Below are 18,590 nucleotides of genomic sequence, written 5' to 3' on the forward strand. Positions count from 1 at the left end.
CGTCCGCTCTCGCGAGGGATATTCGAGCAGGCGCGATTTCACACGCACACGAGGAAACACGGCCCATGGCGATCAAGGTTGGCGACACGCTGCCCGCGGCGACTTTCATGACCAGCACGGCCGAAGGGCCGGCGCCGATCACCAGCGACGACATCTTCAAGGGCAAGACCGTCGCCCTGTTCGCCGTTCCCGGCGCCTTCACCCCCACCTGCTCGGCCAAGCACCTGCCGGGCTTCAAGGAAAAGGCCGCCGAACTCAAGGCCAAGGGCGTCGATACGATCGCCTGCGTCTCGGTCAACGACGTCTTCGTGATGAAGGCCTGGGGCAAGGACCAGGGCATCGACGGCGAGGTTCTGCTGCTGGCCGACGGCAATGGCGACTTCACCCGCGCGATCGGTCTGGACTTCGACGGCTCGAAGTTCGGCATGGGCCCGCGCTCGCAGCGCTATTCGCTGATCGCCAAGGACGGCGTCGTGACCCAGCTGAACGTCGAAGAAGCCGGCCAGTTCAAGGTCTCGTCGGCCGAGTACCTGCTCGAGCAGCTTTAAGACCCGAAGGGCGCGGCGGTCCCGCCGCGCCCCTTACGCCCGCGCGATCGCTTCGTGCAGCGCCTGGATTCGCTTGTTGAGCGCGCCCAGATCCTCGCCTTCCATGCCCGACCGCTCGAGCAGGGCGTCGTTCAGGCATCCCGAGCGGCCCAGGAGCGCGCGTCCGGCTTCTGTCATTGTCACCTCGACCCGGCGCTCGTCCTCGAGTCCGCGCCGCCGCGCGACCAGGCCGGCGGCCTCCAGCCGTTTGACCAGCGGCGTGACGGTGCTGGATTCAAGGTCCAGGCGTTCGGCAATGCCGCCGATCGTGATCCCTCCTCCTTTGCCTTCAGGCGCCTCGCCCAGCACGTTCAGCACCAGGTACTGCGGATAGGTCAGGCCCAGGGCGTCGAGCAGGGGCTTGTAGGCGCGCGTGATCGCCATGCTTGTGGCGTAGAGCGTGAAGCAGATCTGCTGGTCCAGCGGGCGCGGAGGCGGGGTCTTCGTCGTCATGATCCTTCTTACCACGAAAAATGATATCACGATAAATAAATTGCTGGACAGGCCCGCGGCGGCGCCTTAGACCGGTTCTCATTATCGCGATAACAATTATCGCGAGCAAGAAATGAGGGTTGATCCGTGAGCCAGTCGAACCAAGCTTCCCGTCGCGGCGTGATGACCGCCGGCTTCGGTCTCGCCGCCGTGGCGGCCGCCTCGCTGGGCCAGAACGCCCAAGCCGCGACCCCGAAGGCCGGCGCCGCGCCGCGCGCCGCCAACAGAGCCCAGAGCGGCTTCGTCACCACCAAGGACGGCGTCCAGATCTTTTACAAGGACTGGGGCCCGAAGGACGCCCAGCCGGTGGTCTTCCACCACGGCTGGCCGCTCAGCGCCGACGACTGGGACGCCCAGATGATGTTCTTCCTGGGCAAGGGCTATCGCGTCATCGCCCATGACCGTCGGGGTCATGGCCGCTCGACCCAGACCGATACGGGCAACGAGATGGACACCTACGCCGCCGACGTCATCGCCTTGACCGATCATCTGGACTTGAAGAACGCCATCCACGTCGGCCACTCGACCGGCGGCGGCGAGGCCATCCACTACGCCGCCCGCGCCAAGCCCGGCCGGGTGGCCAAGGTAGTGCTGATCGGCGCCGTGCCGCCGATCATGCTGAAGACGCCGGCCAACCCTGGCGGCCTGCCGATCGAGGTGTTCGACGGCTTCCGCTCCGCCCTGCTGGCCAATCGCGCCCAGTTCTTCCGCGACATCCCCGAAGGCCCGTTCTACGGCTTCAATCGTCCGGGCGCGAAAGTCAGCCAGGGCCTGATCGACAACTGGTGGCGCCAGGGCATGACCGGCGGCGCCAAGGCCCACTACGACTGCATTAAGGCCTTCTCGGAAACCGACTTCACCGACGACCTGAAGAAGGTCGATGTGCCGGTTCTGATCCTGCACGGCGAGGACGACCAGATCGTCCCGGTCGCCGACAGCGCCCATCTGGCCATCAAGCTGGTGAAGAAGGGCACGCTGAAGACCTATCCGGGCCTGCCGCACGGTATGGCCTCGACCCACCCGGAGATCATCAACGCCGACCTGCTGGCCTTCTTCAAGGCTTAGGTCTGAACGCGAAAAAGCCGTGTCATCCCGGCCGGCGCAGCCGATCCGGGATGATACGTTTTGTTGTCAGGCCCCCAGCACGTCCGGCGTCATCGCCTCAAGGTCGGCCGCGCCGAGCATGACGCCGGCCGCCGCGCCGGGAACCTGAGCCAGCACACTCTCGGCGAACACGCGGGCCAGGGCCCGCTTGCTGTCGGCCCAGGCTGCGTCGGCCTCGCCCGAGGCCGCCAGCGCCCCCTTAGCCAGCATCCACCCGCCGACGACGTCGCCCAGCAGTTTCAGATAGGCCGTGGCGCCGGAGAGGGCGTCCGGCATCGACTTGGCGCGGCGCTCGACCAGCCAGGCGGTAGCCGAGGCGGCGGCGTCGAGGGCGGCGCCCAGGCGCAGGCCGACGGCCTTCAACTCCGAAGCGTTCAGGGCGTCGATGGTGTCGCGGATGTCGTCCATCAGGTCGGCCACGGCCTGGCCCTCTCCCATGGAGAGCTTGCGGCCGACCAGGTCGATGGCCTGGATTCCGTTGGTCCCCTCGTAGATCGGGGCGATGCGGGCGTCGCGATAGTGCTGGGCCGCGCCGGTCTCCTCGATGAAGCCCATGCCGCCGTGGATCTGTACGCCTTGCGAGGCCACCCAGACGCCGACATCGGTCGACCAGGCCTTGGCGATCGGAGTCAGCAGTTCCTCGCGCAGCTTGGCGCTCGCGCGGGTCGTCTCGTCGGCGGCGGCGCGCGACAGGTCGGCGGCGACGGCGGTCGACAGGCAGATGCCGCGCGCGGCTTCGATATGGGCCTTCATCAAGACGAGCGAGCGGCGCACGTCCGGATGGTCGAACAGGCGCGAGGGATAGGCGCCCGTCCAGGCCGAGCGGCCCTGGACGCGTTCCTGGCTGAAGTGCAGGGCCTGCTGGTAGGCGCGCTCGGCGATGGCCACGCCCTGGGCCCCGACCTGCAGACGGGCGGCGTTCATCATCACGAACATGTTCGGCAGGCCCTGGCCCAGGCCGCCGACCAGCTCGGCCTTGGCGCCCTCGAACAGCATCACGCAGGTGGGCGAGCCGTGGATGCCCAGCTTGTGCTCCAGCCCGCCGACACGCAGGGCGTTGGCCTCGCCCAGCTTGCCGTCCTCGTCGACCAGGACCTTGGGGGCCAGGAACAGCGAGACGCCCTTCACGCCGGGAGGGGCGTCGGGGGTGCGGGCCAGAACGAGGTGGACGATGTTGTCGGCCGCGTCGTGGTCGCCCCAGGTGATGAAGATTTTCTGGCCGGTGATCTTCCAGCCGCCGTCGCCATCGGGGGTGGCCATCGTGGTCAGGGCGGCCAGGTCCGAGCCGGCCTGCGGCTCGGTCAGGTTCATCGTGCCGGTCCATTCGCCGGAGACCAGCCTGGGCAGGTAGGTGTGTTTCTGGCTGTCCGTTCCGCACAGCTCCAGGGCCTCGATGGCGCCCAGGCTGAGCATCGGGCAGAGGCCGAAGGCCATGTTCGACGCCTGAATCATCTCCAGCACCGCGACCTCGAGCGTCTTGGGCAGGCCCTGGCCGCCGTGCGCGACGGGCGCGGCCAGGCTGGTCCAGCCGCCCTGCGCGAACTGCTTGTAGGCGTCGGCGAAGCCGGGGGCGGAGCGGACCACGCCATTTTCCAGCTTGGCGCCGACCAGGTCGCCCTGACGGTTCAGCGGAGCCAGCACGTCGGCGGCGAAGGCGCCGGCCGCTTCCAGCACCGCCATGACCGTGTCGGCGTCCGCCTCTGGAAAGGCGTCGGCCAGCCGCCCGAAATCCGCCGCGTGCCGCAGCGAGAAGGCGAGGTCACGGACGGGCGCGCGATAGGTCATGGCCGACAAACTCCAGAGGGGCGGCGATCTGTTTAGGCGGGGTGACGCAACGTCGCCAAGCCATCCCCGTCTTTATGGTGAAGATCACGGTCTCGTGATCTTGCGCCCCTTCAAAGCCGTGCTGGAGTGCCTAAGTCGGGGAACTGCAACTAATGCTGTTTTAATTACGCCCTGGAGCGCCCCGATGTACAAGCCCTTCCTCTACGCCACGCTCGCCGCGGCCCTGCTGACCGCGCCGGCCGCCATGGCCGCGCCGTCGACCGATCCGGCCAAGATGCCCGCCGGCGTCTACGTGCTCGACAAGACTCACGCTTCGCTGACCGCCAAGCTCAAGCATATGGGCCTGTCGAACTACACCCTGCGTTTCACCAAGCTGGACGCTTCCTATCAGTACGACCCGGCCCAGCCGACCGCGGCCAAGCTGACCGTCACGGTCGACCCGGCCTCGATCGACACCTCCACGGGCGCGGACGAGTTCGGCCTGAAGTTCAACAAGGAACTGATCGGCGACGGCTGGCTGGAAGCCGCCAAGTACCCGACCATCACCTTCGTCTCGACCGTCGTGAACGTCGGCGATGGCCAGCATGGCACCGTGACCGGCGACCTGACCTTCCATGGCGTGACCAAGCCGGTGGTGCTGGACGTCACCTTCAACGGCTCCGGCCCGGGCATGAACCCGCTGCAGACCCGCGCGGGCTTCTCGGCGACCACGACCATCAAGCGGTCGGAGTTCGGCGTCGGCAAGTACGTGCCGCTGGTCGGCGACGACGTCACCCTGAACATCGAAGTCGAGTTCCAAAAGAAGTAAAACTGCGCTGGATCATGGCGGGCGAACCCCGCCATGATCCAGGTATAGGTTCAGGGGACCCGGGAGACTCGCATGGCCGCAAGCCGTACGCGCTACACGACGGTGGCGATCGTCATTCACTGGCTGATCGCCGCGGCCCTCATCTTCCAGATCATCCTGGGCTGGCGGATGGGCGACGGACCCAAGGGCCCGACGACCTACGCCCTGTTCCAGATGCACAAGTCGATCGGCATCGCCATCCTGCTGCTCAGCCTGGCGCGGCTGGCCTGGCGGCTGTTCAACACGCCGCCGGCTCCCCCCGAAGGACAGCCCAAGTGGGAGCAGGTCGCGTCCAAGGTCGTCCACGTCGGCTTCTATGTGATCATGATCGGCCTGCCGCTGACGGGCTGGATCCTGGTCTCGACCAGCCGCGTGCCGATCCCGACCCTGCTGTTCGGGACGATCCCGTGGCCGCACATTCCCGGCCTGCCCGAGCTGGCGGCCGGTCCCAAGCATCTGTGGCACGAGATCGGCGAGCTGGGTCACGGCGTGCTGGTCAAGGTCACCTATCTGCTGCTGATCCTGCATTTGGGCGCGGTGGCCAAGCACCAGATCCTCGACAAGGACGAGGTGTTCGCGAACATGGCGCCCGGCGCCCGCCCCGGCTGGAAGGAGCCTCGCGCCTGGCTGGCCGCCGCCGGCCTGGCTGCCGTGATCGCCGCCGGCTATCTCTACATGCCCGCCGCCAAGGCCAAGCCCGCCGCGCCGCCCGCGCCAGCCGCGGATGAGGAAGCGCAGCTGCCGCGCACCCAGGAGGATCTGGAGAAATTCAAGGGCGTGGCCGGAACCGTCTCCAAGGAGACCAGCGAGGCCTTCGTCAAGGCCGCCGAGACGCCCGCAGCGGTCTATTTCAAGGACCCCGTACACTGGACGGTTCAGAAGGGTTCGACCCTGGGCTTCAGCGCCACCTGGTCGGAGAACGCCATCGAGGGCCGGTTCAAGACCTGGACCGCCGATATCCTGTTCTCGCCCGAGGCCCTGGACCGCTCGAAGCTGACCGTCGCTATCGACACCGCCTCGGTCGACACCGGCGACGCCCAGCGTGACCAGAGCCTGCCCAGCGGCGACTTCTTCGACACCGCCGAGCACCCAAAGGCGACCTTCACGGCTACCAAGTTCCGCAAGACCGGCGAGGGCAGGTTCGTCGCCGACGGGACCTTGGACCTGCGGGGCGTGAAAAAGCCGCTCAGCCTGCCCTTCACCCTGAAGATCGACGGCGACACGGCGACCGCGCGGGGTGTAACCACCCTCGACCGGACGACGTTTGGAGTTGGGCAGGGCGAATGGGCGTCGACGGACGAAATCGCGGCGAAGGTGAAGGTCAGCTTCAACCTGACCGCCAAGCGGAAATAAGGGCCGCCGCCGCCGCCCTGCGCGCCGGCGGGCTGGTCATTCTGCCGACCGAGACGGTCTACGGGCTCGGGGCCGACGCCGCGAACCCGGCGGCCGTGGCGGCGATCTTCGAGGCCAAGGGCCGGCCGCGCTTCAATCCGCTGATCGCCCATGTCGCCGACCTTGAGACCGCCGCGCGGATCGCCGAGTTCGACGATCGCGCCTGGGCCCTGGCCCGCGAATTCTGGCCGGGCCCGCTGACCATCGTCGCGCCGATCAAGGACGCGGCCGCCGTCTGCGATCTGGCGCGCGCCGGCCTCGACACCGTGGCCATCCGCGTGCCGGGCCATCCTCTGTCGCGGGCGGTGCTGGCGGCGTTCGGCGGCGCGGTCGTCGCCCCCTCGGCCAATCGCTCGGGCCGACCCAGCCCGACCACCTATGCGGACGCCATGGCCGAGACCGGCGACAAGGCCGCCGCCGCCCTGGATGGCGGCCCGAGCGCCGTCGGCCTGGAATCGACCGTCGTCTCGGTTCTGGACGGTCAGGCGCGCCTGCTGCGGCCTGGGGCCGTCACGCGCTTCCAACTGCAGCGGATCGTCGGCCCCCTGGCCGAGGCGGAAGACGACGCCAAGCGCTCGCCCGGACGCCTGGCCCTGCACTACGCCCCCGACGCGCCGGTGCGGATCAACGCCAAGGCGCCGGAGCCCAACGAGGCCTATCTGGCGTTCGGCGACGGGCCGGGAGGGCCGCGCGTGTTCAACCTGAGTCCGGCGGGCGATCTGGCCGAAGCCGCCGCCAACCTGTTCTCGTACCTGCGCGCCGCCGACCGTCTTCGCCCCTCGGCCATCGCCGTCGCGCCGATCCCGGAAGACGGCCTGGGCGAGGCGATCAATGACCGGCTGCGTCGCGCCGCCGGCTTCGTGGGATAGACCGATGAAGACGAGAACCCGGATCATGTACGTCGAGGACAAGTCCAAGGGCATCAATGGGCCGGCGCGGATCGGGCGAGTCGTCTCGTCCAAGAGCGGCGAGACCCTGCACTACGCCGGCCAGACCTTCACGGCGCTGCGCCACTCGGGCCTGAAGGCCAATTTCCAGGACAGCGTGACCGGCCATCCGTACTGGATCGCCCGGGCGCGCAAGGACGGCGCCGACCGGCTGTTCAAGGGCGCGGGCGATCCGGCCGTGATCGACGACAATGCGCGCGAGGAATATTGGCGCGACATCCGGGGCCTTCCCGACCCCGCCCTGGGCTAATTCGTCGCCACAGCGGACACTGACATCGGCCCTATTCGGCGATTATACTCCGCGTCATGACCAAGCCCGTTCCCGCCGATGTCGTCTCCCGGATCAAGGCCGTGCTCGGCGAGGGCGGCTGGAGTCAGGACCCGGACGTGCTGGCGCCGCACCTCGTCGAATGGCGCGGCCGCTGGCGGGGCGAGACGCCGCTGCTGGTGACGCCGCGCACCACCGCCGAGGTCGCCGCCGTGGTGGGGATCTGCGCCGCCGAGGGCGTGGCGATCACGCCCCAGGGCGGCAATACCGGTCTCGTCGCCGGCCAGATCCCGCATGGCGAGATCCTGCTCTCGACCCGGAAGCTGACGGCGGTCCGCGACGTCGACCCGATTGACGACGCCATGGTGCTGGAGGCCGGCGTCACCCTCCATGAGGCCCACCAGCAGGCCGCCCGGGTCGGTCGTCGCTTCACCGTGGGCGTGGCCTCGGAAGGCTCCTGCACGATCGGGGGACTGATCTCGACCAATGCCGGCGGCACGGCCGTGCTGCGCTACGGCATGATGCGCGAGCAGGTGCTGGGCGTGGAAGCGGTCCTGCCCAATGGCGAGATCTGGAACGGCCTCAAGCGCCTGCGCAAGGACAACACCGGCTACGATCTCAAGCAGCTCTTGATCGGCGCGGAGGGCACGCTGGGGATCGTCACCGCCGCCTCGCTGAAGCTGCACGCGCCGCTGGCCTCGCGAGCCGTGGCGGTCGTGGGCCTCAATTCGCCGACCGACGCGATTCAGCTTCTCGCGAGGGCGAAGGACGAAACCGGCGGCGGCGTCGAGGCCTTCGAGCTGATGGGCCTGCTGGGTTTCGCCCTGACCATCCGCAACGTGCCGGGCCTGCGCGACCCGCTGCCGACCGAGCATCCCTGGTACGTGCTGATCGAGATCGCCAGCGGCGAGCCGGGGACGGCCGAAGCGGCGCTGGAACGCCTTCTGGCCAAGGCCCTGGGCGACGGCCTGATCGCCGACGCCGCCGTCGCGCAGACCGAGACCCAGATGAAGACCTTCTGGCACATCCGCGAGGGCCACTCGGCGGGCCAGAAGCCCGAGGGCGCGGTGTGGAAGCACGACATCTCGGTGCCGGTCTCGAAGATTCCGGCCTTCATCGAAAAGGCCGACGCGGCGCTGGATGAGGCTTTCCCCGGCGTGCGCATCATCGCCTTCGGCCACGTCGGCGACGGCAATGTCCACTATGACGTGCTCAAGCCCGTCGGCGCGGACGACGACGCCCATGACGCCCTGCGTGAACAGGGGGCCAGGATCGTCCACGACATCACCGCCAGCTTCGCCGGCTCGATCAGCGCCGAGCATGGCCTGGGAGCGATGAAGACGGCCGAGGCCTTGACCTACAAGGATCCGATCGAGGTCGCGGCCCTGCGGGCGATCCGAGGCGCGCTCGACCCCAAGCGGATCATGAACCCGCGGGTTCTGTTCTGAGCGCTCGGCGTTTGCGGGCGCGCAGGACCTGAAGCGCGAGCACCCCGATCGCGCCGGCCGGGATCACGGCCTTATAGAAGCCCGGCTGCGAATTGGGGCCCAGCACGTTGATGGCGAGCGGGATGAAGCCCCACGCGCCGGTGCTCCGCTCCATCCAGAACGCGCCGATCCCGACGAAGCACATCAGCGCCCACACGATGCGGAACTTCAGGGTCCGGTCGCGGGCGACCAGGAACAGGGCTACGATCATCGGCAGCGGCCAGGCGAGAGCAGCCATCAGGCCTAGAGTCTGGGTCATGGGCGCTGCATAGCCGTCTCGCCCGGATCGGTCGAGCCGCCTTCACGGTTACTCAACTCCTGGGCGTCATAAGCGAAGCCGTCAGGGGACGGGCGGGGAAATCATGAAGCTTGGTTTGGTGGTGTCGGCGTCCGCGTGCGTCCTGCTCTGCGCCTGCGCGTCGGTGACGCGCGGCTCGACCGATGCCTGGGAGGTCAACAGCGACCCGATCGGCGCCAAGGTCGAGACGACAAACGGCCACTTCTGCGAAGCGACGCCGTGCGCGATCCGGATGAGCCGCAAGAGCGAGTTCGTCGCCACGGTCACCAAGCCGGGGTACCGCCCGGCCGCCATCACCGTCACCCACAAGACCGCCAAGGCGGGCGCGGCCGGCATGGCCGGCAACGTCCTGATCGGCGGTCTGATCGGGGTCGGCATCGACTCCGCCACCGGGGCCACCCAGGACCTCGTGCCCAATCCGGCCTTCGTGAAGCTGGAGCGGGCCGGACCCTACGACCTGCCCGCCGAAGTCCCGCAGCCAGAGCCGATCCCGCCGCCGCCGGCCGTTCGGCAGCCGGCCCACGCGCCCGAGCCGGTCGCGCCGCGGCCCTACACGCCGGCTCCGCCGCCGCCCCCAAAGCCGGCCTACGCACCGGCGCCGCCGACGGTCTATACGCCCCCGCCGCTCTCCGGGGGTCCGGTCGCGCCGCCGCCGCCGCCGGTCGTGAGCAGCAGCAACATCATCAAGGGCACGGCCTTCCTGCGCACGCGCAATGGCCAGACTCGCAGCTGCGCCGGCTCGCCGGTCCGTCTGTTCCCGCGCGGTCCTTCCACTATCGCCTTCGTGCGTCGCGCCTATGGCGCAGAGACGGGCGGCTTCGCCCGCCGGACGAGCTGGGAGCCGCAGCCGTTCGATCCGGGCGTCACGATCGAGACCTGCGACGCCCAGGGCGGCTTCGCCTTCGACCGCCTGCCCGACGGCGACTACTACGTCGCCGCCGTGGTCAGTATCGAGAGCCCGGCCGGCGATGGCGGCGGCTACATGGTCCAGGAGGGCGGCACGATCGTCACCCTGGTCTCGGTCTCGGGCGGCGCGGTCAAGCCGATCGTTCTGACGCGTTAGGTCTCCGGCACGTTCGCCATCATCGCCTTCAACGCCGCCAGGTGGGTCTTCAGCGCCTTGCGACCGGGGGCGGTCAGCGAAAGCCAGGTGCGTTGGCGCCCGTCGGACGCGGCCTTGCTGACCTTGACATAGCCGGCCTCCTCCAGGGTCTTCACGTGCTTGGAGAGCACCGACTCCGAGACGTCCAGCGCCTCGCGGACGGTGGCGAAGTCGACGATGTCCACCGCCGCCAGCATGCAGCACATCTGCAGGCGGTTGGGGGCGTGGATCACCGTGTCGAGTTCGGCGCTCATCGCGGGTCCCCGTCGCGCAGGTCGGCGCGAAAGGCGGCCTCCCAGACAAAGCCGCCGATCGTGACGATGACGGCGACGATCGCGCCAAAGGCGAGAGGCGCGTAGGTCAGTCCGCGTTCGCGCTCCAGCCAGACGGCGATCAGCATGCAAAGCATGGTGATCAAGGCGAGGCCGACGGCGACCCAGCGCGTGCGCCCGGCGCGATAGCCATTGATCCACATGCCGGTGTGACGCTTGTAGGCGCGCATCAGCAAGGAAAGGCCCGCCGCGAACACGAGATAGCAGCCGATCTTGCCGATGATCGGCAGGCCCTGGACCGCCACCATGCCGCCGATCAGCAGGCCGAGGGCCGGGTGGTACCAGGTCGGCGCCTTGGCGCGTTCGGCCAGATCGGCATTGGCGGCTTCAACCTCGGCCAGCATCCGCAGGGCGTCTTCGTCTCGGGTCATGGCGACCTCCTTACTTTCCGTTGTGGAAAGTCATAGTTGATGACTTTCCGATCTGGCAAGCGAAAACTTTCCAATGTGGAAAGTGATAGACTCGACAACCTCGACAGGGGCGAGCTTGATGGCGGCATGAGCACGCTTTTCCGGTTCGCCGGCGCCGTGCGGCGTCACGCCGGGGTCGAGACCTGGTTCTCGGCCGATGACCCGCTGCGCCAACTGGTTCAGGGCTGGTTCGAACGGCTGCGGGCCAGCGGCGAAGACGTTCGCGAGGTGTTGCATGATGGCCATCCGACAGCCTGCGTCGACGACGCCGCCTTCGCCTATGTCGACGCCTTCGCCGCCCATGCCGGCATAGGCTTCTACGAGGGAGCGTCGCTGCCGGATCCCGCCGGATTGCTGGAAGGCGCCGGCAAGCGAATGCGGCACGTCAAGCTGCGTTGGGGCCAGCCGATCGACGAGTCGGCCTTGGCCGAGCTGATCGCCGCCGCCCATGCGGACATGCGGCGGCGTGTCGACTCAGGGGAATGACATAGCTGGCGCCGTCGCCCCTAAGTCTCTATCTCCCCGGCCATGCTGATGGTCATCTCGCCCGCCAAGTCGCTGGACTTCACCGCTCCCAAGGATGTGCTGCCGCTCACCACCCCGGCGCTGAAACCGCAGATCGTCGAGCTGGCCAAGGTCACACGCAAGCTGACAGCCGCGGATCTGAAGCGCCTCATGCACATCTCGGACGCTCTGGCCAAGCTGAACCGAGAGCGGTTCCAGGCCTTCGACTCCGAGCTCGAGGACGGCCTGCAGGCGATCATCGCCTTTAACGGCGACGTCTATGCCGGCCTGGCGGCCCGCGAGCTGGATCGCCCGGCCCTGGAGTGGGCGCAGGATCACCTGCGGATCCTGTCAGGTCTCTATGGCGTGCTGCGCCCGTTCGACGCCCTGCAGCCCTATCGCCTGGAGATGGGCACGCGCCTGAAGACCAAGCGCGGCGGAAACCTCTACGACTTCTGGGGCGAGACGATCTCGAAGACCCTGAACGCCGCGGCCGAGGGGCACGACGACCCGACCCTGGTGAACCTGGCCAGCCAGGAATATTTCGGCGCCGTGGACGCCAAGGCCCTGAAGCTTCCCGTCGTCACCTGCCACTTCAAGGAAGAAAAGCACGGCGAACTGCGGGTGCTGGGCTTCTTCGCCAAGAAGGCGCGGGGCCGCATGGCCCGCTACATCATCGACAACCGGATCGACCGCGCCGAAGGGCTGAAGGGTTTCGATCTGGATGGCTACGCCTTCAAGCCGAACCTTTCGACAGAGACCGACTGGGTTTTCGCTCGCCCGCAGCCCTGAATTCATCTATCGATGAATTTATAAGCGCTCGCCTCTCGCATGGGCGAGCTATATGCTGCGTCGCAGCAAATGCAGGGAGCGTGTGTGCATGGCCGTGGATTTCGGTTTGCAGGGGCAGGTCGCCATCGTCACCGGCTCGACCAGCGGCATCGGCCACGCCCTGGCCGACGCGCTCGCCGCCCAGGGCTGCAACATCGTTATGAACGGCCTGGGCGAGATGAACGCCATCGAACGGGCCCGAGCCGAGATGGCCGAAACCCACGGTGTCGAGGTGCTGTACCACGGCGCCGACATGACCAAGCCCGACCAGATCGCCGACATGGTCCGCGCCGCCAAGGCAGAGTTCGGCGAGCTGGACATCCTGGTCAACAACGCCGGCGTCCAGCACGTGGCCCCGATCGAGGACTTCCCGGACGACAAGTGGGACCTGATCATCGCGATCAACCTGTCGTCGGCCTTCCACGCCACCAAGGCGGCCGTGCCGATCATGAAGGAGCAGGGACGCGGGCGGATCGTCAACATCGCTTCGGCGCACGGTCTGGTCGCTTCGCCGTTCAAGTCGGCCTATGTGGCGGCCAAGCACGGCATCCTGGGCCTGACCAAGACGGTGGCCCTTGAGGTCGCCGAGCATGGCGTCACCTGCAACGCCATCTGCCCTGGCTTCGTGAAGACCCCGCTGGTCGAGGCCCAGATCGCCGACCAGGCCAAGGCCCGCGGCATCTCGGAAGAGGCGGTGATGAAGGACGTGATCCTGGCCGCGCAGCCGACCAAGCAGTTCGTCACCTTCGAACAGCTGGGCGGCATGCTGCTCTATCTGGTCTCCGACGCGGGGGCTTCGGCCAACGGCGCGGCGTTCCAGATCGACGGCGGCTGGGTCGCGCAATAGGCTGGGCCGGGTGCCCATCCCGCCTTTCATCAAGAAGAAGTCCGGCCCCCGGACGCTGAGCCTGGCCCTGCAGGGCGGGGGCTCGCACGGGGCGTTCGAGTGGGGCGTGCTCGACCGCCTGCTGGAGGAGGACGATCTGGAGATCCGGGCGGTCACCGCCGCCTCGGCCGGCGCGATGAACGCCGTCTGCCTGGCCCAGGGCCTGATCGACGACGGCAAGGCCGGGGCTCGGAAGCGTCTCGACTCCTTCTGGCGGCAGGTGAACCGGCAGGGCGGGCGCAATGTCTTCGGCGACACCTCGATCTGGACCTCCGCCTTCAGCGGCGGGGCCGACTGGCTGAAGAACACCCCCGGCTGGCGGATGGCCGAGACCTTCGCCCTGTCGCTGAGCCCCTACGAGTTCAATCCGTTCAACCTGAACCCTCTGCACGACACGCTGGAAGCCGAGATCACCTTCAGCCAGATCCGCGAGAAGAGCCCGATCAAGCTCTATGTCGCCGCCACGGCGGTGCGGACCAGCAAGTCCGTGATCTTCCGCGAGACCGAGCTGACATCCCGCCACATCATGGCCAGCGCCTGCCTGCCGCAGGTTTTCCAGGCCGTGGAGATCGACGGCGAGCCCTATTGGGACGGGGGCTTCCTGGCCAATCCGCCGCTGTGGCCGCTGTTCTATGACGACACCCCCGACGACATCCTGATCGTGAGCCTCAACCCGTTCGTCCGCGAGGAGACGCCGAAGTCGCCGGGCGAGATCATGGATCGGCTGAACGAGATCACCTTCAACGCCTCCCTGGCCTCGGAGCTGCGGGCCATCGGCTTCGTGCAGAAGCTGCTGGACGAGGGCCTGCTGAAGGAGAACGCTCGGGGCCGCTACCGCCGGATGCTGGTCCACGCCATCACCGCCGACAAGCCGCTGGCGGATCTGTCGCTCTCCACCAAGTTCAACACGGAATGGAGTTTCCTGACCGACCTCAAGGCGCGCGGCCAGAAGGCGGCGGAGGCTTGGCTGGCCGACTGTGGAAACTGCATCGGCGTAAAGTCCAGCGTCGATCTCAAGGTCGGCTTCCCCTGAAGGACCCGGCCATGAACCACCCCGTGCCGACCGTTGGCGTCGTCTGCCTGCGTGGCGACGAGGTCCTGCTGATCCGGCGCGGCACGCCGCCCCGGCTGAACCAGTGGAGCCTGCCTGGCGGAAGGCTGGAGTGGGGCGAGACCCTGGAGGTCGCCGCCTTGCGCGAGTTGAAGGAAGAGACCGCCGTCGAGGCCGAGCTGCTGGGCCTTCTCGACGTGGTCGACGGCGTGTTTCCGGCAAGGCCGGGGGGCGAGATCACCCGTCACTACGTGATGATCGACTACGCCGCCCGGTGGACCGGTGGCGAGCCGGTGGCCGGCGACGATGCGGCCGAGGCGAGGTTCGTGACGCTGGACGAGGCCATGGCCCTGGTCGAGTGGGAGGAAACGCGGCGGGTGATCGCGGAAACGTATCAGCGGTTCGGGGCCTAGCCTCCGCCGAGGCCCTCGTGCTCAATCCAGACCATGACCGTTATTGAAGCCCGCGCCCCGCGCACCTCTCTCAGCCCCAACGCCCTGATCCTGATCGCCGCGTGCGTGGGTCTGGGCTGGGCGGTGGCGGCCGAGCTGCCGCCCGCCGGACCGCTGACCTTCGCCTTTGTCGCCGCGACCTGGATCCTCAGCGTCGGGGTGCACGAGTTCGGTCACGCCTTCGTCGCCCACAAGGCCGGCGACACGACCATCGTCGAGAAGGGCTATCTGACCCTCGATCCGCTGAAATATTCGGACCTCGTCACCACCATCATCTTCCCGCTGCTCGCCCTGGCCCTGGGCGGCATCGGCTTTCCCGGCGGGGCGGTCTATCTGCGCGAGGACCTGATGCGGTCCAGGGGCTGGCGGTCGCTGGCCTCGCTGGCCGGACCGTTGGGGACGTTGGTGGTGCTGGTGGTCCTGACCATCGCCCTGCCGTTCGTCGCCTCGGGTCCGCTGTACAACGCCCTGTCGCTGCTGGCCCTGCTGCAGGCCAGCGCTCTCGTTTTGAACCTCCTGCCGATCCCGGGCCTGGACGGCTACGGCGTCATCCGGCCGTTCCTGCCGGACGGCCTGCGCGCCAGGATGGTCAAGATCGAGCGGATCGGCTTTCTCGTCCTGTTCGCCCTGATCTTCTGGGTCCCCGGCGTCAGCGGCTTCATCTTCGGCGCGGCCCTGCTGGTCACCGACCTCTTGGGCGTTTCGCGGCCGGCCGTCGGCGCCGGCTGGCAGGCCTTCCACTTCTGGGGCTCTTGACCTTCCGCCCCTGACCGCCTCTCCTTCAAACAAATGTTTTAGGAATAAGAGGGAGGTTCGCCATGGCCTACGCGCCGTTCAATCTGTCGGGCAAGGTGGCCCTGGTCACCGGCGGCAATCGCGGCATTGGCCTCGGCATGGCCAAGGCGATGGCGGAGGCCGGGGCCGACATCGTCATCTGGGGCTCCAACCCCGAACGCAACCTCGCCGCCGAGAAGGAGCTGACCACCCTGGGCGTGCGGGTGAAGGCCCAGACCGTCGACGTCTCCGACGAGGCCCAGGTCCGCGAGGGCATGGAGGAGGCCGTGGCCGCCATGGGGCGGGTTAACTCCGTCTTCGCCAACGCCGGGATCGGCTACGGCTCGCCCTCCTTCGTCGACATGAAGACCGAGACCTATCGCAAGGTGCTGTCGGTCAATCTGGACGGGGTGTTCTTCACCCTGCGCGAGGCCTGCCGCCATATGGTCGACCGGGCCAAGACCGGCGATCCGGGCGGGTCGCTGGTCGGGGTGGCCTCGCTGGCCGCCATCGAGGGCGCGGCGCGCAACGAGGCCTATGCCGCCACCAAGGGCGCGGTGATCTCGATGATCAAGTCGGTGGCCGTCGAACACGCCCGCTATGGCGTGCGGGCCAACGCCATCCTGCCGGGCTGGATCGCCACCGACATGACGGCCGGGGCGCAGGAGAACGCCGCCTTCGCCGAGAAGGTCATTCCGCGCGTGCCAGCCCGCCGCTGGGGCCAGCCCGAGGACTTCGGCGGCATGGCCGTCTATCTGGCCTCGGACGCGTCGAGCTACCATTCGGGCACGACGCTGGTGATCGACGGCGGATACTCGATCTTCTGACGGCGTGTTTCTTGGACTCATGAGTCCAATAAAAATCCATGTAAAACAGGGTCTTGCAGAACCGCCCGCGCGGTGAGAAGCTTTCTTCACGGCAGCCTGGACATCAGATCCGGGCGCCGACGAGGAAACAAAGACGATGACGCCCCAAGACGTTGTCAGCCTGGCGCCGCCGCGCGGCGTCCTGACGCTGATCGCCCTGGTCCTGACGGCCATGGCCAGCTGCTTCTGGACTGCCGAGTCCGACGTCGAGACCGAACTCGCCCGTCACAACTGATTAGCGCGACAGCCGAAAGTGGCCGCCGGTTTTGGCGGCCGTCGCGCGCCAGGTAAAGGGCCGCGGCTAACCTCGCGGCACGCTTGCGGGCGCGGGCGTGGCGCGAAATCCTCCCGGAAAACAACGGGAGGACCGGTCATGGGTCTGCGCACGCCGCTTTGCGATCTACTGCACATCGAGCATCCGATCCTCCTGGCCGGCATGGGCGGGGTGTCCTATGCGCCGCTGGCGGCGGCCGTGTCGAACGCCGGCGGCTACGGCGTGCTGGGCATGGCCGGGACCTCGCCGGACTTCATCCGCGCCCAGATGCGGGAGGTCAGAAGCCTGACCGACAAGCCGTTCGGCGTCGACCTGCTGGCCGCTACGCCCGACGCGCTCACCGCCAGCGTCGAGGTGATCATCGAGGAGGGCGCCTCGTCCTTCATCGCCGGTTTGGGCGTGCCTCTGCCGATCATCGAGCGCCTCAAGACGGCCGGCCTTAAGGTCATGGTCGTCTGCGGCGCCGTGAAGCACGCGGTCAAGGCCGAGCAGGCCGGTTGCGACGCCGTCATCTGTCAGGGCGGGGAGGGCGGCGGCCACACGGGTCTCGTCGGCACCTTGCCGCTGGTCGCGCAATCGGTGGAGGCGGTGAAGATTCCCGTCGTCGCGGCGGGGGGGCTCCATGACGGCCGAGGCCTCGCCGCGGCCCTGGCCCTGGGCGCCCAAGGCGTCTGGATGGGCACGCGCTTCATCGCCAGCCATGAGGCCCACGCCGGGGACCTCTATCGCCAGGCGGTGGTCGAGGCGGCCGACGAGGACACGGTCCGCACCCGCTGCTACTCGGGCAAGCCGATGCGGGTGAAGAAGAACCCCTATGTCGACGACTGGGAGGCGCGGCCGGCCGACATCCAGCCGTTCCCGCAGCAGGCCATGCTCTCGATCCGGAACGGGGCGATGGGCGGTATCGGCGGTCAGATCGAGGGGCTCGACCCGGCCAAGTCGTGCTTCGCCATGGGCCAGAGCGCGGGCGGCGTGCGCGAGGTGCTGCCGGCCGGCGAGATCGTGGCGCGGCTCGTCAGCGAGGCCGAGGCGGCGCTAGACCGGGCGTCGGCCTATCGAACCTGAATCCTAGCGCTCGTGCGGCGGCAGGATTCGCTGGAAGTGCGCCTCGACGGCCGCGTGGCACTCGCAGGCGCGCTTTTCCAGGCCCGGACGGTCCAGAACCTCGACCTTGCCGCGACCGATGTGGATGACCTTGGCGTCCTGCAGGACGCGGGCGACGGCGCTGACTGTCGTGCGCTGCACGCCCAGCATCTGGGCCAGGGTCTCCTGGGTCAGGCGGATCGGTTCCTTGCCCGAGCGGTCGTGGGCGAACAGCAGCCAGCGGCAGACGCGTTGCTCGATCGGATGCAGGGCGTTGCAGGCGGCGACCTGCATCATCTGGGCGATGAAGGTGTCGGCGGCGCGATCGAACAGGTCGCCGACGACGGCGTGGCGGAGCTTGACCTCCTCCAGCTTGGCGGTCGGCAGGCAGAAGGCGTGGCCGGGCACGCGGACGACGGCGCGACCGTAGGCCGGCTTGAAGCCGGCGCTGACCACGCCGCCGATCGCGCCCTCGAAGCCGATGCTGGCGGCCTCGATCTCCTGGCCGTCCGCCGTCACGACCAGCAACGAGGCCTGGGTTGGGCCGCAGGGCAGGTAGGTGTGTTCGACGTCGTCGCCGACATCGAACAGGACGGCGTCGGCCGGCAGGTCGACGAGGACCATGTGCGCGGCCAGTTCGGCCAGGGCGTCCGGGCGCAGGGCGGCCAGCAGACGGTTGGAATCATAGGTCGGCGCGGCGTCGCCTTCGACGGTGCTGCGGACGATGCGGGTGATGGCGGTCATGCGTGCCTCCCGTGAAGCTCGACTGCATAAGCGCATGGCGCACGGCTTAGTTTCCCGTGGACGAAGAGACTCTT

At 68.2% G+C, this 18,590-nt stretch carries 23 protein-coding genes; 17 read left to right on the forward strand and 6 right to left on the reverse strand.

The window, feature by feature from the left end; genetic code table 11:
* The first annotated feature begins 65 nt into the window (after positions 1-65).
* Positions 66-548, forward strand: coding sequence for a peroxiredoxin (locus tag EIK80_RS00630; protein ID WP_125155039.1), 483 nt, complete (start codon positions 66-68; stop codon positions 546-548).
* Between the two features lie 33 nt (positions 549-581).
* Here the strand turns inward: EIK80_RS00630 and EIK80_RS00635 are convergent, their stop codons facing one another.
* Positions 582-1,040 carry a MarR family winged helix-turn-helix transcriptional regulator gene (locus EIK80_RS00635; protein WP_125155040.1) on the reverse strand — a complete coding sequence of 153 codons (459 nt, stop codon included), beginning with the start codon at positions 1,038-1,040 and terminating at the stop codon, positions 582-584.
* Positions 1,041-1,166: 126 nt separating this feature from the next.
* Between EIK80_RS00635 and EIK80_RS00640 the strand changes: the two genes are divergently transcribed.
* Positions 1,167-2,144 carry an alpha/beta fold hydrolase gene (locus EIK80_RS00640; RefSeq protein WP_125155041.1) on the forward strand — a complete coding sequence of 326 codons (978 nt, stop codon included), beginning with the start codon at positions 1,167-1,169 and terminating at the stop codon, positions 2,142-2,144.
* A gap of 66 nt (positions 2,145-2,210) precedes the next feature.
* Here EIK80_RS00640 and EIK80_RS00645 read toward each other — a convergent pair whose 3' ends face one another.
* On the reverse strand, positions 2,211-3,968 hold the full coding sequence (locus EIK80_RS00645) for an acyl-CoA dehydrogenase (protein WP_125155042.1): 1,758 nt from the start codon (positions 3,966-3,968) through the stop codon (positions 2,211-2,213).
* 184 nt (positions 3,969-4,152) lie between these two features.
* Between EIK80_RS00645 and EIK80_RS00650 the strand changes: the two genes are divergently transcribed.
* The 5 genes from EIK80_RS00650 (at position 4,153) to EIK80_RS00670 (ending at position 8,870) form a co-directional block, all read left to right on the forward strand.
* Entirely contained in the window at positions 4,153-4,776 is a 624-nt protein-coding gene (locus tag EIK80_RS00650; protein ID WP_125155043.1) for a YceI family protein, read from the forward strand.
* A 72-nt stretch (positions 4,777-4,848) separates the two neighbouring features.
* Positions 4,849-6,168 (forward strand): YceI family protein, encoded by a 1,320-nt coding sequence (locus tag EIK80_RS00655; RefSeq protein WP_125155044.1) that lies wholly within the window; start codon positions 4,849-4,851, stop codon positions 6,166-6,168.
* Positions 6,099-7,076, forward strand: coding sequence for an L-threonylcarbamoyladenylate synthase (locus EIK80_RS00660; RefSeq protein WP_125155045.1), 978 nt, complete (start codon positions 6,099-6,101; stop codon positions 7,074-7,076). Before EIK80_RS00655 ends, EIK80_RS00660 begins: the two co-directional genes overlap by 70 nt.
* Before the next feature lie 4 nt (positions 7,077-7,080).
* The gene (locus EIK80_RS00665; protein WP_125155046.1) at positions 7,081-7,404 is read left to right on the forward strand and encodes a 1-deoxy-D-xylulose-5-phosphate synthase; all 324 of its coding nucleotides are present in this window, start codon (positions 7,081-7,083) and stop codon (positions 7,402-7,404) included.
* A 56-nt stretch (positions 7,405-7,460) separates the two neighbouring features.
* Positions 7,461-8,870: an FAD-binding oxidoreductase gene (locus EIK80_RS00670; protein WP_125155047.1), complete on the forward strand. Its 1,410-nt coding sequence runs from the start codon at positions 7,461-7,463 to the stop codon at positions 8,868-8,870.
* Here the strand turns inward: EIK80_RS00670 and EIK80_RS00675 are convergent.
* Entirely contained in the window at positions 8,845-9,168 is a 324-nt protein-coding gene (locus EIK80_RS00675) for a hypothetical protein (RefSeq protein WP_125155048.1), read from the reverse strand. The two genes, EIK80_RS00670 and EIK80_RS00675, sit on opposite strands and share 26 nt — an antisense overlap.
* A 103-nt stretch (positions 9,169-9,271) precedes the next feature.
* Between EIK80_RS00675 and EIK80_RS26300 the strand changes: the two genes are divergently transcribed.
* Entirely contained in the window at positions 9,272-10,270 is a 999-nt protein-coding gene (locus tag EIK80_RS26300) for a hypothetical protein (RefSeq protein WP_199743332.1), read from the forward strand.
* On the opposite strand, the gene EIK80_RS00685 is transcribed toward EIK80_RS26300, so the two are convergent.
* Positions 10,267-10,563: a transcriptional regulator gene (locus EIK80_RS00685; RefSeq protein ID WP_125155049.1), complete on the reverse strand. Its 297-nt coding sequence runs from the start codon at positions 10,561-10,563 to the stop codon at positions 10,267-10,269. The two genes, EIK80_RS26300 and EIK80_RS00685, sit on opposite strands and share 4 nt — an antisense overlap.
* Complete coding sequence (locus tag EIK80_RS00690) at positions 10,560-11,012, reverse strand: hypothetical protein (protein WP_125155050.1); 453 nt, start codon at positions 11,010-11,012, stop codon at positions 10,560-10,562. Before EIK80_RS00690 ends, EIK80_RS00685 begins: the two co-directional genes overlap by 4 nt.
* Positions 11,013-11,138: 126 nt before the next feature.
* Between EIK80_RS00690 and EIK80_RS00695 the strand changes: the two genes are divergently transcribed.
* The 9 genes from EIK80_RS00695 to EIK80_RS00730 all read left to right on the forward strand — a co-directional run bounded on the left by EIK80_RS00695 (position 11,139) and on the right by EIK80_RS00730 (position 17,754).
* Positions 11,139-11,537 (forward strand): DUF1801 domain-containing protein, encoded by a 399-nt coding sequence (locus EIK80_RS00695; RefSeq protein ID WP_125155051.1) that lies wholly within the window; start codon positions 11,139-11,141, stop codon positions 11,535-11,537.
* 42 nt (positions 11,538-11,579) lie between these two features.
* Positions 11,580-12,347 (forward strand): peroxide stress protein YaaA, encoded by a 768-nt coding sequence (gene yaaA, locus EIK80_RS00700; RefSeq protein ID WP_125155052.1) that lies wholly within the window; start codon positions 11,580-11,582, stop codon positions 12,345-12,347.
* A gap of 88 nt (positions 12,348-12,435) precedes the next feature.
* Positions 12,436-13,233: a 3-hydroxybutyrate dehydrogenase gene (locus EIK80_RS00705; protein WP_125155053.1), complete on the forward strand. Its 798-nt coding sequence runs from the start codon at positions 12,436-12,438 to the stop codon at positions 13,231-13,233.
* Between the two features lie 10 nt (positions 13,234-13,243).
* Positions 13,244-14,305 (forward strand): patatin-like phospholipase family protein, encoded by a 1,062-nt coding sequence (locus EIK80_RS00710; RefSeq protein WP_125155054.1) that lies wholly within the window; start codon positions 13,244-13,246, stop codon positions 14,303-14,305.
* A gap of 11 nt (positions 14,306-14,316) precedes the next feature.
* The gene (locus tag EIK80_RS00715; RefSeq protein WP_125155055.1) at positions 14,317-14,736 is read left to right on the forward strand and encodes an NUDIX hydrolase; all 420 of its coding nucleotides are present in this window, start codon (positions 14,317-14,319) and stop codon (positions 14,734-14,736) included.
* A gap of 33 nt (positions 14,737-14,769) precedes the next feature.
* On the forward strand, positions 14,770-15,531 hold the full coding sequence (locus EIK80_RS00720) for a site-2 protease family protein (protein WP_125155056.1): 762 nt from the start codon (positions 14,770-14,772) through the stop codon (positions 15,529-15,531).
* A 62-nt stretch (positions 15,532-15,593) separates the two neighbouring features.
* Positions 15,594-16,376 (forward strand): SDR family NAD(P)-dependent oxidoreductase, encoded by a 783-nt coding sequence (locus EIK80_RS00725; protein ID WP_125155057.1) that lies wholly within the window; start codon positions 15,594-15,596, stop codon positions 16,374-16,376.
* A 136-nt stretch (positions 16,377-16,512) separates the two neighbouring features.
* A complete protein-coding gene (locus EIK80_RS26305) occupies positions 16,513-16,650 on the forward strand; it encodes a hypothetical protein (RefSeq protein WP_199743333.1) in 138 nt (45 codons plus the stop codon).
* Positions 16,651-16,788: 138 nt separating this feature from the next.
* Positions 16,789-17,754: a nitronate monooxygenase family protein gene (locus tag EIK80_RS00730; RefSeq protein ID WP_125155058.1), complete on the forward strand. Its 966-nt coding sequence runs from the start codon at positions 16,789-16,791 to the stop codon at positions 17,752-17,754.
* 3 nt (positions 17,755-17,757) lie between these two features.
* Here EIK80_RS00730 and EIK80_RS00735 read toward each other — a convergent pair whose 3' ends face one another.
* On the reverse strand, positions 17,758-18,516 hold the full coding sequence (locus tag EIK80_RS00735) for a Crp/Fnr family transcriptional regulator (protein ID WP_125155059.1): 759 nt from the start codon (positions 18,514-18,516) through the stop codon (positions 17,758-17,760).
* Positions 18,517-18,590 lie beyond the last annotated feature (74 nt).

Source organism: Caulobacter sp. 602-1 (assembly GCF_003931565.1).
Taxonomy (GTDB): domain Bacteria; phylum Pseudomonadota; class Alphaproteobacteria; order Caulobacterales; family Caulobacteraceae; genus Caulobacter.

Coding starts and splice junctions, on each gene's coding strand:
- EIK80_RS00630 (WP_125155039.1), top strand. CDS start 66: ATGGCGATCAAGGTTGGCGACACGCTGCCCGCGGCGACTTTCATGACC.
- yaaA (WP_125155052.1), top strand. CDS start 11,580: ATGCTGATGGTCATCTCGCCCGCCAAGTCGCTGGACTTCACCGCTCCC.
- EIK80_RS00660 (WP_125155045.1), top strand. CDS start 6,099: ATGGGCGTCGACGGACGAAATCGCGGCGAAGGTGAAGGTCAGCTTCAA.
- EIK80_RS00655 (WP_125155044.1), top strand. CDS start 4,849: ATGGCCGCAAGCCGTACGCGCTACACGACGGTGGCGATCGTCATTCAC.
- EIK80_RS00685 (WP_125155049.1), bottom strand. CDS start 10,563: ATGAGCGCCGAACTCGACACGGTGATCCACGCCCCCAACCGCCTGCAG.
- EIK80_RS00645 (WP_125155042.1), bottom strand. CDS start 3,968: ATGACCTATCGCGCGCCCGTCCGTGACCTCGCCTTCTCGCTGCGGCAC.
- EIK80_RS26300 (WP_199743332.1), top strand. CDS start 9,272: ATGAAGCTTGGTTTGGTGGTGTCGGCGTCCGCGTGCGTCCTGCTCTGC.
- EIK80_RS00695 (WP_125155051.1), top strand. CDS start 11,139: ATGAGCACGCTTTTCCGGTTCGCCGGCGCCGTGCGGCGTCACGCCGGG.
- EIK80_RS00665 (WP_125155046.1), top strand. CDS start 7,081: ATGAAGACGAGAACCCGGATCATGTACGTCGAGGACAAGTCCAAGGGC.
- EIK80_RS00730 (WP_125155058.1), top strand. CDS start 16,789: ATGGGTCTGCGCACGCCGCTTTGCGATCTACTGCACATCGAGCATCCG.
- EIK80_RS00675 (WP_125155048.1), bottom strand. CDS start 9,168: ATGACCCAGACTCTAGGCCTGATGGCTGCTCTCGCCTGGCCGCTGCCG.
- EIK80_RS00690 (WP_125155050.1), bottom strand. CDS start 11,012: ATGACCCGAGACGAAGACGCCCTGCGGATGCTGGCCGAGGTTGAAGCC.
- EIK80_RS00725 (WP_125155057.1), top strand. CDS start 15,594: ATGGCCTACGCGCCGTTCAATCTGTCGGGCAAGGTGGCCCTGGTCACC.
- EIK80_RS00735 (WP_125155059.1), bottom strand. CDS start 18,516: ATGACCGCCATCACCCGCATCGTCCGCAGCACCGTCGAAGGCGACGCC.
- EIK80_RS00720 (WP_125155056.1), top strand. CDS start 14,770: ATGACCGTTATTGAAGCCCGCGCCCCGCGCACCTCTCTCAGCCCCAAC.
- EIK80_RS00635 (WP_125155040.1), bottom strand. CDS start 1,040: ATGACGACGAAGACCCCGCCTCCGCGCCCGCTGGACCAGCAGATCTGC.
- EIK80_RS26305 (WP_199743333.1), top strand. CDS start 16,513: ATGACGCCCCAAGACGTTGTCAGCCTGGCGCCGCCGCGCGGCGTCCTG.
- EIK80_RS00715 (WP_125155055.1), top strand. CDS start 14,317: ATGAACCACCCCGTGCCGACCGTTGGCGTCGTCTGCCTGCGTGGCGAC.
- EIK80_RS00650 (WP_125155043.1), top strand. CDS start 4,153: ATGTACAAGCCCTTCCTCTACGCCACGCTCGCCGCGGCCCTGCTGACC.
- EIK80_RS00670 (WP_125155047.1), top strand. CDS start 7,461: ATGACCAAGCCCGTTCCCGCCGATGTCGTCTCCCGGATCAAGGCCGTG.
- EIK80_RS00705 (WP_125155053.1), top strand. CDS start 12,436: ATGGCCGTGGATTTCGGTTTGCAGGGGCAGGTCGCCATCGTCACCGGC.